Genomic DNA, 14,623 nt, shown 5'->3' with positions numbered 1-14,623 from the left:
GTTTTACGCGTAATGATAAATATACGTAAGAAGCTAAAATATAGTTGCCATCTAGTATACAACCATTAAAAGAAACTAGTCGTATAGATATTTCAAAGATTCTACTTAGATTTCTGTTCTAACCGATACCACCATGACTCAAAAAAAGAAAGCTGTATTACTCGTATTCATTGGCGTGATCATTATTGGAGTAGCTGTTGGCTCCATGATGTACTTCAAGCCTCACCGGGATATCCATTCAGAAGATGCCGTTTACTCAGGCTACGCTCATGATTTCTTTTCTGAGTTTGAGTCGGACTCTACCGCATTCAAGGCGAGTTACGAAGATCAACCTGTAGTCATTACGGGCGAAGTGACTTTCATGGAACAGCGAAGCTTTGAATTGGATGGAAGCATTAACTGTTACCTAGATTCTACCGTTGTTATTCCAGACTCCCTTCAAAGAGGAATGAAGGTTACTGTTAAAGCTCGTTACGTTGGATTCAAGATAGATGACCTCTTCGGGACCACTATTTTGGACATCGACCAAGCTCGTTTTCAATAAACGTACTTGCTTTTCGGAATAAAGAATAAGAAAATCAAGCTGATCACAAAGAATGCGGTGAGTGCTATCGCCGCATTCCTAAGATCGCCGGTTGTCTCACTCAAATAAGCAATAGTGCCCATCCCCAAGGTGGTAGACACCTTTTCTGCCACGTCGTAAAAGCTAAAGAAAGTCGCGTGATCTTCGGTTTCTGGCAACATTTTAGAATAGGTGCTTCTCGCTAGAGCTTGAATACCTCCCATCACTAACCCTACAGCGCCTCCTAGCACTAAAAACTGATTGGTGGTTGTGATGAAATAAGCTGCCAAACAAACCAATACCCAAACGAGAACGGCCACTGCTATTGCCTTTATATTGCCGATTAAAGCAGAAAGTTTGGCGAACAACCAGGCTCCCAGAATAGCTACAAACTGGATAATAAGTACAGTGAGAATCAAATCCCCACTTTTCATATCTAGTACTTCCGTTCCGAACAAGGTTGCCAAGAAAATGGTCGTTTGAACTCCACAAGAGAAGAAGAAAAAGGCCATGACAAACCTTCCCAACCTCGGAAGTCGTATCAATGTTAGAAAAGCACTCTTGAGTGCTTTATACGCATCTCCAATAAAACCCTCATTTGCTTGCTTGTGATATGGGTTATAGGGAAGTTTTCTGAGTGGATAAAAACTCCAAAGTAGCCACCATAAACCTACGGCCACAAAAGACCAACGGGTTGCATACGCCTTCGTTGTACCTAGCCATTCTGGATATTGAATGATGACTAACAGAACGATCAACAATAGAGAACTACCTATATATCCCAACATAAACCCTCTCGCCGAAAGTCCATCTTGCTCTTCTGGTTCTGCAATTTCAGGCAAGAATGCATTGTAAAAAACCAATGAACCAGAGAATCCAATACTGGCGAGAAATGCCGCGACCAGTCCAATCCAAATGTGATCTACTGTGAAGAAGAAAATACTCATGCAGGAGATGGATCCTAAGAACACAAATCCGCGCATAAATGCTTTTTTGCGTCCAGAGACGTCAGCCAGAGCACTCAAGTAAGGCGAGAGTGTAGCGATAAGTAAAAATGAAGCTGCAATAGTGGCTGAATACACCGCAGAGCTATTGTATGAAGATCCGAAAATCTCAAGTTGCCCATTGTTATGTGACTCTGTAATCGCGCTGTAATAGATTGGAAAAATGGCCGTAGAAATGATTAGAGAATACGATGAATTCGCCCAATCATAAAAAGCCCAGGCCCTTTGAATAGATTTCTTTTCACTTTTCATAGAGAATCCGAAGCTACGGAAAGTTTCTACCGAAGTGAAATTGTATTTTAGGTGTGAATTGACCTCTATGAAACCATACGCTACCCTTCTACTCTTCGTCAGTAGCCTGCTGTCCTACAGTCAGGATACCACTGAAATTCTTCGACAACTAGATACATGTCAGACGAATACGGCCATTAAAAACTGGGCTGTACAAAACTCTAGGGCTCACTTGTGGGAACATCCAGAATTCTCACATTTCGTTTTGGCAACAGCGCTATCACGGGTGAATCCGAAACAAGACAGTTTGATGTACAGTAAAATTATTGGGGAACACGCCATTCTTCACGCTATACGAATGGAGACAGATTCCAATTTGTACTACATCGATAAAGCCTTGGCTCATACTCCCCATAAAGACAGTACAAACATTGGGTATTTATATCGGAATAAAGGTGTAGCCTACAATCAAAAGGACCAATTCAACAGAGCCATCGAAGAACAATACAATGCATTGCGCTGGTTGCCCTACACCGACTCCGTCTATCGACCTCTCACCTACCTCGAGCTAGGCAAATTATTGTACAAAATCGACAACAACTCTCTTAGTATATCATACTGTGAAAAGGCCATTCCATATTTCGAAAAGATGGAAGACTATCACGACCTGTGTGCATGCTACAATACCATTGGCCTTGCAATGATCAACAGCTCTCCTATTGATCCAAGATGTATTCAAATGGAGCACATGAGCAGAAGGGTTGCGAAGATTGCGGGAGACACAATGAACATCAACAACAACAATATCAACTTAGGCATAGCCCATCTCCAACTCGGAAACCTTGATTCTTCAGCCTATTATCTTCACAAGGCAGAAAATACAGGGTATTACTTTAAGCACGACCGCTTTGTAGAACAACGATTAGTCATTTGGGCCAACTTGCTCGGACTGTACCTCAAAAAGGAAGACTACGAAAAAGCGGTATACTACGCGGATTTGGTTTACCCAGTGGCCAAAGAAAATGAATTCAATTTCATCCTCGAGCACGTCACGGCATCCATGGTGGATTTGTATGCAGAGCTAGGGGATATGACACGTGCTCTGAATTACTCTACGGAATATGCAACTTTGGTGAAGGAGAACATCCTTATGAGCAACACAGAGTTGTTTAACTCGATGGAGCGTGAAATTCAAGAAAGAATTTACAGAAAGGAATTAGAGATCAAAGAACGTGAAGCATCGCTTCAAAACATCAAATTAAACAATGAGCGTAACCTGCTCTACACTGGTGTGGGAATTCTAATCATCCTCCTACTTGTAATGTTCCAGTTGTACAAACTAGTGGTTAAGCAGCGCAAAGAGGCTTCTGAAAACGCCATGTACTTAAATGAGTTAAACGAATCGAAGAACAGACTTTTCTCCATCATTGGTCATGATTTACGAGGCCCCATTGGTAACTCACTATTTCTTTTAAAAGAAATTCCTCAACGAGGAGACAGTCTTACACCAGGGAGCTTAACCATTCACGAAAACATCCAACAAGGATTGACAGAAGTTCATGGCCTACTCGAGAACCTACTTCTTTGGTCGAGAGATCAGGCGAAAGATCTAAAAGTCCGCAAATCGGATGTTGATATTCATGCCATTGCTATGCAGTGTTACAACCTGATGAGTGTGCTAGAATCTGTCCGTCATATGAAGCTCTCTATGAAAGTAGATCCTCATCTATTTTGGAGACTCGATGCCCATGCGTACAGTACTATTCTACGCAATTTGATCAGCAATGCCCTGAAATACGCTCCACAAAACACCGAAGTTAATTGCACGATTTACGTAGAACAGGACTTTCTAGTGACAGAGATTTGTGATCGCGGAAAAGGGATACCGGATCATCTCCTCAAAGAGCTCAATCACAAAAGTGAAACTGGTAATGAGAAATTGGGAGGAATGGGACTCAAGCTCGTTCAGATCCTAGTACATCAACACGGTGGCACTTTGAGTTTTGAACCACTCGAGAATAGATTCTGTATAGTGTTTAAGATACCGCGGTAGGAGACTTTCTTATAGCTCTTAGCTGCTCCAAAGGAAAGATCATTGATGAAGGAGAAGTAGACTTCACCAGCATCTAGTCAGATTCGAGAAAGAGTCGCTAAACTTCAATTGCCAAAAGCAATTAGCATCCTTTTTAATATATGATGAAGTACATCGTATACGCGCTCACCTCTCATCCCTGACAGCTAGCAGGCGACCAGACATCTCTGTACCTACCCAGCACATACCATCTTGTACCTCGTATAAGGATTGAGTACTGAGTAAAAAAGTACAGCGCAAAAAAAAGCCCTGCCAGCAGAACTGACAGGGCTTGAAGGATGGCGACGACCTACTCTCCCGGGGCGAACCCAGTACCATCGGCGCTGTTAGGCTTAACGACTCTGTTCGGAATGGGAAGAGGTGATCCCTAACGCAATAGTCACCATAAATCGTCGGTCGGTTAAGACCGTATGTTTTAACATATTGATAGAGCCATACAAAAAGACTTTCGGGAAGAAAAAAGCTCACGGGTAATTAGTACTACTCGGCTATGACATTACTGCCTTTACACCTGTAGCCTATCAACGTCATCGTCTATAACGACCCTTAAGAGAAATCTCATCTCGGGATGGGCTTCGCGCTTATATGCTTTCAGCGCTTATCCCTTCCGTACATAGCTACCCTGCGGTGCAGCTGGCGCCACAACAGGTACACTAGCGGTACGTCCAACTCGGTCCTCTCGTACTAAAGTCAGATTCCCTCAAATTTCTTACGCCCACAGCAGATAGAGACCGAACTGTCTCGCGACGTTCTGAACCCAGCTCGCGTGCCACTTTAATGGGCGAACAGCCCAACCCTTGGGACCTTCTCCAGCCCCAGGATGTGACGAGCCGACATCGAGGTGCCAAACCCCCCCGTCGATGTGAGCTCTTGGGGGAGATCAGCCTGTTATCCCCGGAGTACCTTTTATCCTTTGAGCGATGGCCCTTCCATGCGGAACCACCGGATCACTATGCTCTACTTTCGTACCTGATCGACTTGTAGGTCTCACAGTCAAGCACCCTTATGCCATTGCACTCTACGCACGGTTACCAAGCGTGCTGAGGGTACCTTTAGAAGCCTCCGTTACTCTTTTGGAGGCGACCACCCCAGTCAAACTACCCGCCAAGCACTGTCCCCCGTGAGGGGTTAGGCTCCAAACAAGTAAAGGGTGGTATTTCAACGTCGACTCCACAACGCCTAGCGACGCCGCTTCATAGTCTCCCACCTATCCTACACATTACTTGTCCGAAGTCAATACTAAGCTGTAGTGAAGGTTCACGGGGTCTTTTCGTCCCGCTGCGGGTAATCGGCATCTTCACCGATACTACAATTTCACCGAGCTCGTGGCCGAGACAGTGCCCAGATCGTTACACCATTCGTGCAGGTCGGAACTTACCCGACAAGGAATTTCGCTACCTTAGGACCGTTATAGTTACGGCCGCCGTTTACTGGGGCTTCAATTCAATGCTTCTCCGAAGATAACATCTCCTCTTAACCTTCCAGCACCGGGCAGGTGTCAGACCCTATACTTCATCTTTCGATTTCGCAGAGTCCTGTGTTTTTGATAAACAGTCGCCTGGGCCTATTCACTGCGGCCCCACCGGAGTGGGGCGCCTCTTCTCCCGAAGTTACGAGGCGATTTTGCCTAGTTCCTTAGCCACGATTCACTCGAGCGCCTTAGGATTCTCTCCTTGACTACCTGTGTCGGTTTACGGTACGGGTTGTATATACCTGAAGCTTAGAGGTTTTTCTCGGAAGTACGATTACATCCACTATCTCCGCATCCGAAGACTTGGAGTACTATCACGTTCGACTAACAATGCGGATTTGCCTACATCGTCAATATCTACACGCTTTAACGATCTATTCCGTCAGATCGCGGGATTGTCACAGCTTCGTCACCCCATCGCAGTATATACAAGTACTGGAATATTAACCAGTTGTCCATCCACTACCCCCTTCGGGTTCGCGTTAGGTCCCGACTAACCCTCAGCTGATTAGCATTGCTGAGGAAACCTTAGTCTATCGGCGTGCGGGGTTCTCACCCGCATTATCGTTACTCATTCCTACATTTTCTTTTCTATCCGCTCCAGCATGCCTCGCAGCACACCTTCGGCGCAAATAGAATGCTCCCCTACCACTGTATAAATACAATCCATTGCTTCGGTAGTATGCTTATGCCCGATTATTATCCACGCCGGACCGCTCGACTAGTGAGCTGTTACGCACTCTTTAAATGAATGGCTGCTTCCAAGCCAACATCCTAGCTGTCAATGCAGTCTGACCACGTTTGATCAACTTAGCATACATTTGGGGACCTTAGCAGATGGTCTGGGTTCTTTCCCTCTCGGACATGGACCTTAGCACCCATGCCCTCACTCCCGGCAAGCATGTTATAGCATTCGGAGTTTGACAGGATTTGGTAGGCGATGAAACCCCCGCATCCAACCAGTAGCTCTACCTCTATAACACTCAATACCGAGGCTGCACCTAAATGCATTTCGGGGAGTACGAGCTATTTCCAAGTTTGATTAGCCTTTCACCCCTACCCACAGTTCATCCCAAGACTTTTCAACGTCAACGGGTTCGGTCCTCCACTCTGTGTTACCAGAGCTTCAACCTGACCATGGGTAGATCACTTGGTTTCGCGTCTGCCCCCACTGACTGCACGCCCTATTCAGACTCGCTTTCGCTTCGGCTTCGAACCTAAAATTCTTAACCTCGCCAGTGAGGAGCAACTCGTAGGATCATTATGCAAAAGGCACGCCGTCACATCTCATGGATGCTCCGACCGCTTGTAGGCACACGGTTTCAGGTACTATTTCACTCCCTTATTCAGGGTGCTTTTCACCTTTCCCTCACGGTACTTGTTCACTATCGGTCTTCTAGGAGTATTTAGCCTTACCAGATGGTTCTGGCAGATTCAGACAGGATTTCACGTGTCCCGCCCTACTCAGGATACTGCTAAAAATAACATAACGCTACGCTTACGGGACTATCACCCCCTATGGTCCTACTTTCCAGTAGGTTCAGCTTAATTATGCATCTTACGTCGCAGTCCTACAACCCCGACCTTGCCGAAACAAAATCGGTTTGGGCTATTCCCCGTTCGCTCGCCACTACTGAGGGAATCACTATTGTTTTCTCTTCCTCCGGGTACTTAGATGTTTCAGTTCCCCGGGTTAACCTCCTTTCGGATGACATGTCTTCAACATGCCGGGTTGCCCCATTCGGATATCTACGGATCAATGGTCATGTGCACCTCCCCGTAGCTTTTCGCAGCTTATCACGTCCTTCTTCGTCTCTAGAAGCCTAGGCATCCGCCGTATGCCCTTATCTACTTTCTTCTTCCGGTGTTGCAAAACACGATATACATCTTGCAACCGGAAATTCTTTTTGTTGCTCTATTCAATATGTCAAAGAACTTTTCTAACTCTCTACCCTAAACACCAATACTGCTACCGCGTTCAAAGTATTCATAAAGTCAGACTGTGGAGAATATCGGAGTCGAACCGATGACCTCCTGCTTGCAAAGCAGGCGCTCTAGCCAACTGAGCTAATCCCCCTTCTCTGGTATCTTGTAGTCCCGGGCAGACTCGAACTGCCGACCTCTACATTATCAGTGTAGCGCTCTAACCAGCTGAGCTACGGGACTGTTTTCATTGCTAAATGACATCTCCCATATCTCTACGGTAGACGCCCCTACCAGGAAAGGTCCAAGCCTTTCTCATTATCTATTACATACAAAGAAGGAAAAACCAAACTCCTCAATCCTTTCATCCCTAAAGAACCTATTCTTCAGCTCTCTTTTTTCTCTAGAAAGGAGGTGTTCCAGCCACACCTTCCGGTACGGCTACCTTGTTACGACTTAGCCCTAGTTACTGGTTTTACCCTAGGCAGCTCCTTGCGGTTACCGACTTCAGGCACCCCCAGCTTCCATGGCTTGACGGGCGGTGTGTACAAGGCCCGGGAACGTATTCACCGCGTCATGGCTGATACGCGATTACTAGCGATTCCAGCTTCACGTAGTCGAGTTGCAGACTACGATCCGAACTGAGATAGAGTTTGAAGATTCGCTTCTGCTCGCGCAGTCGCTGCCCTCTGTCTCTACCATTGTAGCACGTGTGTAGCCCAGGGTGTAAGGGCCGTGATGATTTGACGTCGTCCCCACCTTCCTCTCAGCTTGCGCTGGCAGTTCCATTAGAGTCCCCGGCCGAACCGCTGGCAACTAATGGTAGGGGTTGCGCTCGTTGCGGGACTTAACCCAACACCTCACGGCACGAGCTGACGACAACCATGCAGCACCTTGCAAAGTGTCCGAAGAAAAACCGGTTTCCCAGTCTGTCACTCTGCATTTAAACCCTGGTAAGGTTCCTCGCGTATCATCGAATTAAACCACATGCTCCACCGCTTGTGCGGGCCCCCGTCAATTCCTTTGAGTTTCACCGTTGCCGGCGTACTCCCCAGGTGGATAACTTAACGCTTTCGCTTGGCCGCCGACCGTATATCGCCGACAGCGAGTTATCATCGTTTACGGCGTGGACTACCAGGGTATCTAATCCTGTTCGCTCCCCACGCTTTCGTCCCTCAGCGTCAGTAGTGCTTTAGTAAGCTGCCTTCGCAATCGGTGTTCTAAGTCATATCTATGCATTTCACCGCTACATGACTTATTCCGCCTACTTCACGCACACTCAAGATCTCCAGTATCAAAGGCAATTCCACAGTTGAGCTGTAGGCTTTCACCTCTGACTTAAAGACCCGCCTACGGACCCTTTAAACCCAATGAATCCGGATAACGCTTGGATCCTCCGTATTACCGCGGCTGCTGGCACGGAGTTAGCCGATCCTTATTCGTATGGTACCTTCAAGCCACTACACGTAGTGGTGTTTATTCCCATACAAAAGCAGTTTACAACCCGTAGGGCCGTCATCCTGCACGCGGCATGGCTGGTTCAGACTTGCGTCCATTGACCAATATTCCTCACTGCTGCCTCCCGTAGGAGTCTGGTCCGTGTCTCAGTACCAGTGTGGGGGACCACCCTCTCAGGCCCCCTACCCATCGTTGCCTTGGTGAGCTGTTACCTCACCAACTAGCTAATGGGACGCATGCCCATCTCAAACCGATAAATCTTTAATTATTAATACATGTGTATCAATAATACTATGGGGTATTAATCCGAATTTCTCCGGGCTATCCCCCTGTTTGAGGTAGGTTGCATACGCGTTACGCACCCGTGCGCCGCTCTCATAATTAGCAAGCTAATTAATCCCGCTCGACTTGCATGTGTTAGGCCTGCCGCTAGCGTTCATCCTGAGCCAGGATCAAACTCTCCATTGTAAAGCGTTTGATGCTGTTTTGCTGTTTCCTCTAGGCTTTCGCCTCTAGGTCTCAAAGTATCTCAGGGCTTGGCTTTCCTTGTTTTCTTTGTACGCAATATGTTAAAGAACTTCTTGTCTTAATCTATTCCCCGCTTCCGTTGTTTCTGCTTGTCAACCTCGCGGCTCACAGCTTCGTTGCTGTCGGAAGGGGCGGCAAAAGTATGTCAGGTTTTTATTCTGACCAAAACTTTTTTGAAGTTTTTTTTTTCGCCGTCGCTAGTGTCAAAAAACGCGCTCATTGATGTGATCGCTTGAGCTTTTAGCGGCGGCAAAATTAAGTCAGCTTTTTATTCTGACCAAAACTTTATCCAAGTTTTTTTCGCCGTTTTTTCCTTTCAAATAACGCGCTAGTTTCGCTTGACGCTTCCTAGCAAAAGGGCTGCAAAGATAGAACGACTTTTCTTTATCATCCAAACTCTTTTCAAAGTTTTTTTTCTCTCCTTAGCTCCCGATTTTTTAACCTCCAACCATCGCTGATCTTTAGTCTTTATCTGCGCTACCTTCAATGAACGTCCTCGTTGTTGAGGGCTGCAAATGTAAGCTAGTCTTTCTTCCCCGCAAGCCTTTTGGGAAGGTTTTTTTACCCCAATTGTGCAACTTTTTCGTAACTGTTTGATAACCTATATGTTGCTTATGCATAATTTTCACGTTACATAGCAACAAAAAAGCCGCTCACCTTGCAGTGAGCGGCTCTATACCTATTATTGAAGGTTAAGCTTGTCCCGTTGGACCACCAAAATTCAATGGAATTCCTGGCTGTTCCTTCTCGGCAATCTCTCCATGCATCTGCTCATAGCGAGCTACATTTTCCGAAAGTGCCTTAGCGAGACGCTTTGCATGCTCTGGAGTAAGAATGATTCTCGACTTCACTCTTGCTTTTGGCATGCCCGGCATAATCTGAACGAAATCCACCACGAACTCAGAGTGACTGTGATTGATGATGGCCAAGTTCGAGTATGTACCATCCGCCGATTCCGGCGTCAATTCAATATTCAACGAATTCGTACCCTTAGGGTCTTTTGGATCTCCTTCCATATTATTCTGCGCTTTCTACTTCAACATCTTTATTAGCCATCATCTTATCGTAGTCCGACTTCGATCCGACGATTGACTTGTAATAGTGCTTAATACCTGTACCAGCAGGGATACGGTGACCAACAATCACATTCTCCTTCAAGCCTTCCAAAGTATCTTGCTTACCGGCTACAGCGGCCTCATTCAATACCTTGGTAGTTTCCTGGAAGGAAGCTGCCGACATGAATGACTTCGTTTGTAGGGAAGCTCTTGTGATACCTTGAAGTACTGGAACGGCTGTTGCTGGCTTTGCATCTCTAGCTACTACCAATGCTTTGTCGGCACGCTTCAAACGAGAGTTCTCATCGCGCAATTGACGTGCATTGATAATCTGTCCTGGACGCAATACATCGCTATCTCCAGCTTCTTCAACTACCTTCTTGTCGAAAATGCGATCATTTTCTTCGATGAAGTCAGTAACGTGAGCCAAGTGACCTTCCAAGAAGCTAGTGTCTCCCGGATCCTTGATGTCAACTTTACGCATCATTTGACGTACAATTACCTCAAAGTGCTTATCGTTGATCTTCACACCTTGTAGACGGTACACCTCTTGTACTTCATTCACCAAGTACTCTTGAACTCGAGTTGGACCTTGAATAGCAAGAATGTCGCTAGGAGTAATCGCTCCATCTGACAACGCCATACCCGCTCTCACGTAATCGTTCTCTTGAACAAGAATCTGCTTAGACAAGTTGATCAAGTACTTGCGTTGTTCACCTGTACGAGATTCAATAATGATCTCACGGTTACCACGCTTGATTTTACCGTAACTAACAGTACCATCAATCTCACTAACCACAGCTGGGTTAGATGGGTTACGCGCTTCGAACAATTCTGTTACACGAGGAAGACCACCGGTGATATCACCCGCTTTGGCAGACTTACGAGGAATCTTAACGAGTACTTTACCCGACTTGATTTCTTCTCCTTCGTTTACCATCAAGTGTGCACCTACTGGAAGAGTATAGTGCTTCACTTCAGCGCCCTTCTTATCCAAAATTTGGATGGTTGGGATGAGCTTCTTGTTACGTGAGTCAGAGATAACCTTATCCTGGAATCCAGTCTGTTCGTCAATCTCAACCTTATAGGTAACACCTTGTACGATATCTTGATATCCAACGGCACCCGGGTGCTCAGCAATGATCACAGCGTTGTAAGGGTCCCAAGCACAAATCTCGTCACCTTTCTTCACTTTCTGACCATCAACAACATTCAAGTGTGAACCGTAAGGAACGTTGCTGGTCATTACGGCAATACCCGTTTTCGCATCAACCACCTTCACTTCACCTGTACGACCAATTACGATCTCTACAGTGTTGCCTTCTGAATCTTCGCCCGATACAGTACGAACGTCATCAAATTCAATGATTCCATCAAACTTAGCACGCATAGTGCTTTCTTCAGCAATGTTACCTGCGGTACCCCCCACGTGGAAGGTACGTAGTGTAAGCTGTGTTCCTGGTTCACCGATCGACTGTGCTGCAATAACACCAACAGCCTCACCCATTTGAACGTCCTTAGCAGTAGCGAGGTTACGACCGTAACACTTCGCACAGATCCCTTTCTTACTTTCACAAGTAAGTGGTGAACGTACTTCTACAGATTCAAGTGGGCTTTCATCAATACGACGTGCATTCTCTTCGAAGATGATTGAACCGCCTTCCACGTAAACTTCACCTGAAAGTGGGTCGATGATATCGTTCAACGCAACACGACCAACGATTCTCTCGTAAAGAGATTCAACAACCTCTTCATTCTTCTTCAATGGAGAAACTTCAAGACCGCGGAGTGTTCCACAATCGTCCTCCATGATGATAACGTCTTGAGCAACGTCAACCAAACGACGAGTTAGGTAACCCGCATCCGCCGTTTTCAACGCCGTATCCGCAAGACCTTTACGTGCACCGTGAGTAGAGATAAAGTACTCGAGAATCGATAGACCTTCCTTAAAGTTGGAAATGATCGGGTTCTCGATAATCTCTCCACCGCTTGAACCAGATTTTTGAGGCTTGGCCATCAATCCACGCATACCAGAAAGCTGACGAATCTGCTCTTTGGAACCCCGTGCACCTGAATCAAGCATCATGTAGATCGGGTTGAAACCTTGACGGTCGCTGATCAACTCGTTCATAGCCGCTTGTGTCAAACGCGCATTGGTGTTTGTCCAAACGTCAATTACTTGGTTGTAACGCTCGTTATTGGTGATAAGACCCATGCTATAGTTAGAGAAGATGGTTTGAACCTCTCCTTCTGCTTCAGCAATGAGTTTCTCTTTTGCTTCTGGAATGATGATATCGCCAAGGGAGAAGCTCAATCCACCACGGAAGGCGTTTGAGTAACCCAAGTTCTTCATATCATCAAGGAACTTAGCAGTCGTTGGAACGTTAGAACGACGAAGAATATTCGCGATAATATCACGAAGGGCTTTCTTTGTCAATACTTCGTTCACATAACCTACACCGCGAGGTACCACTTTGTTAAAGAGAACGCGACCTACTGTAGTTTCGATCATCATTGTCTCTACCTCGTGATCCTCATTCAAGTCCTCTGTACGAACTTTAATGGTAGCGTGTAGATCAACCATACCTTCGTTGTAGGCAATCTCCACTTCCTCTGGAGAGTAGAAAATCATGCCTTCACCACGAACCTTATGGTCTTCGCTGTTCTTGCGCATCTTGGTCATGTAGTAAAGACCAAGAACCATGTCCTGAGACGGTACTGTAATTGGTGAACCGTTTGCAGGGTTAAGGATATTGTGCGAGGCCAACATCAACAACTGGGCTTCCAAAATTGCAGCAGGTCCCAATGGGAGGTGTACCGCCATTTGGTCACCGTCGAAGTCAGCGTTAAACGCCGTACAGGTCAACGGGTGAAGTTGAATTGCCTTACCTTCAATCAGCTTTGGTTGGAAAGCTTGAATACCCAAACGGTGAAGAGTCGGAGCACGGTTTAGAAGAACCGGGTGACCTTTCATTACGTTTTCGAGGATATCCCAAACTACTGGATCGCGCTTGTCGATAATCTTCTTCGCGCTCTTAACCGTCTTAACGATACCTCTCTCGATCAACTTACGAACGATAAACGGCTTGTAAAGCTCCGCTGCCATGTTCTTAGGAAGACCACATTCGTGTAGTTTCAATTCAGGTCCGATAACAATAACCGAACGAGCCGAGTAATCCACACGCTTACCGAGTAGGTTCTGACGGAAACGACCTTGCTTCCCTTTCAAGCTGTCAGAAAGTGATTTCAATGCACGGTTGGCATCGGTCTTAACAGCACTTGCTTTACGGGTGTTGTCGAACAAACTATCCACAGCCTCTTGAAGCATACGCTTCTCGTTTCTCAAGATCACTTCTGGAGCCTTGATTTCGAGTAGACGCTTCAAACGGTTGTTACGGATAATGACACGACGGTAAAGATCGTTCAAGTCGGATGTTGCAAAACGACCACCATCCAACGGAACAAGAGGGCGCAATTCAGGTGGGATAATAGGCACCACCTTCATAATCATCCACTCTGGCTTGTTCTCAATGTGGCCATTGGCATCGCGGAAAGCTTCAACAACTTGAAGACGCTTAAGAGCCTCTTGCTTACGTTGTTGTGAAGTTTCTGTATTCGCCTTGTGACGAAGAGAAAAAGACAATTCGTCCAAATCAATTCTCTGAAGCAATGAAATCAATGCTTCAGCACCCATCTTAGCGATGAACTTGTTTGGATCGTTTTCGTCCAAATATTGGTTCTCTACTGGAAGACGCTCGAGTGCATCGAGGTATTCTTCTTCCGTAAGGAACTGCATTTGTGTTAGCGGATTGCCTTCGTTATCTACTGCGTCAGCCGGTTGAATAACAACGTAACGTTCGTAGTAGATAATCATATCTAGCTTCTTGCTTGGAAGTCCGAGCAAGTAACCGATTTTGTTAGGCAATGAGCGGAAGTACCAAATGTGAGCAACCGGCACCACCAAGCTGATGTGACCGATGCGCTCACGACGTACTTTCTTTTCGGTAACCTCTACACCACAGCGGTCGCAGACGATTCCCTTATAACGGATGCGCTTGTATTTACCACATGCACATTCGTAGTCCTTCACAGGTCCGAAGATACGCTCACAGAAGAGTCCGTCTCTTTCAGGCTTGTGCGTACGGTAATTAATAGTTTCGGGTTTCAACACCTCGCCGCTTGAACGCTCGAGAATATACTCTGGCGATGCCAAGCTAATCGTAATCGTGTTGAATCCGCTATTGGTGTTCTGATCTCCTTTTCGTAGAGCCATTGTACGCTAGGATTAAAATTATTAAG

At 46.1% G+C, this 14,623-nt stretch carries 5 protein-coding genes, 2 tRNA genes and 3 rRNA genes; 2 read left to right on the top strand and 8 right to left on the bottom strand.

Annotation, left to right across the window (positions count from 1 at the left end; all coding sequences use genetic code 11):
- Positions 1 to 133 precede the first annotated feature (133 nt).
- Positions 134 to 544, top strand: coding sequence for a hypothetical protein (locus F8C82_RS02105; RefSeq protein WP_151691777.1), 411 nt, complete (start codon positions 134 to 136; stop codon positions 542 to 544).
- Here F8C82_RS02105 and F8C82_RS02100 read toward each other — a convergent pair.
- A complete protein-coding gene (locus tag F8C82_RS02100; protein WP_151691776.1) occupies positions 538 to 1,818 on the bottom strand; it encodes an MFS transporter in 1,281 nt (426 codons plus the stop codon). The two genes, F8C82_RS02105 and F8C82_RS02100, sit on opposite strands and share 7 nt — an antisense overlap.
- Before the next feature lie 67 nt (positions 1,819 to 1,885).
- Here F8C82_RS02100 and F8C82_RS02095 point away from each other — a divergent pair, with 67 nt between their 5' ends.
- Entirely contained in the window at positions 1,886 to 3,850 is a 1,965-nt protein-coding gene (locus F8C82_RS02095; protein ID WP_151691775.1) for a sensor histidine kinase, read from the top strand.
- A 315-nt stretch (positions 3,851 to 4,165) separates the two neighbouring features.
- Here the strand turns inward: F8C82_RS02095 and rrf are convergent.
- The 7 genes from rrf to rpoC form a co-directional block, all read right to left on the bottom strand.
- Positions 4,166 to 4,276, bottom strand: a 5S ribosomal RNA gene (rrf, locus tag F8C82_RS02090).
- A 66-nt stretch (positions 4,277 to 4,342) separates the two neighbouring features.
- Positions 4,343 to 7,219, bottom strand: a 23S ribosomal RNA gene (locus F8C82_RS02085).
- Between the two features lie 144 nt (positions 7,220 to 7,363).
- A tRNA-Ala gene (locus F8C82_RS02080) sits at positions 7,364 to 7,437 on the bottom strand.
- Positions 7,438 to 7,452: 15 nt separating this feature from the next.
- Positions 7,453 to 7,526 (bottom strand) — tRNA-Ile (locus F8C82_RS02075).
- A 164-nt stretch (positions 7,527 to 7,690) separates the two neighbouring features.
- A 16S ribosomal RNA gene (locus tag F8C82_RS02070) occupies positions 7,691 to 9,209 on the bottom strand.
- The 16S, 23S and 5S rRNA genes sit together here with 2 tRNA genes alongside, the layout of an rRNA operon.
- A gap of 752 nt (positions 9,210 to 9,961) precedes the next feature.
- On the bottom strand, positions 9,962 to 10,285 hold the full coding sequence (locus tag F8C82_RS02065) for a DUF3467 domain-containing protein (RefSeq protein WP_151691774.1): 324 nt from the start codon (positions 10,283 to 10,285) through the stop codon (positions 9,962 to 9,964).
- A 1-nt stretch (position 10,286) separates the two neighbouring features.
- Positions 10,287 to 14,597, bottom strand: a complete 4,311-nt coding sequence (gene rpoC / locus F8C82_RS02060) for a DNA-directed RNA polymerase subunit beta' (protein ID WP_151691773.1) — start codon at positions 14,595 to 14,597, stop codon at positions 10,287 to 10,289.
- Between the last annotated feature and the right edge of the window lie 26 nt (positions 14,598 to 14,623).

The sequence above is a fragment of the Phaeocystidibacter marisrubri genome (assembly GCF_008933165.1).
Classification (GTDB): Bacteria; Bacteroidota; Bacteroidia; order Flavobacteriales; family Schleiferiaceae; genus Phaeocystidibacter; species Phaeocystidibacter marisrubri.
This window is presented reverse-complemented; position numbering and strand designations above follow the sequence as displayed.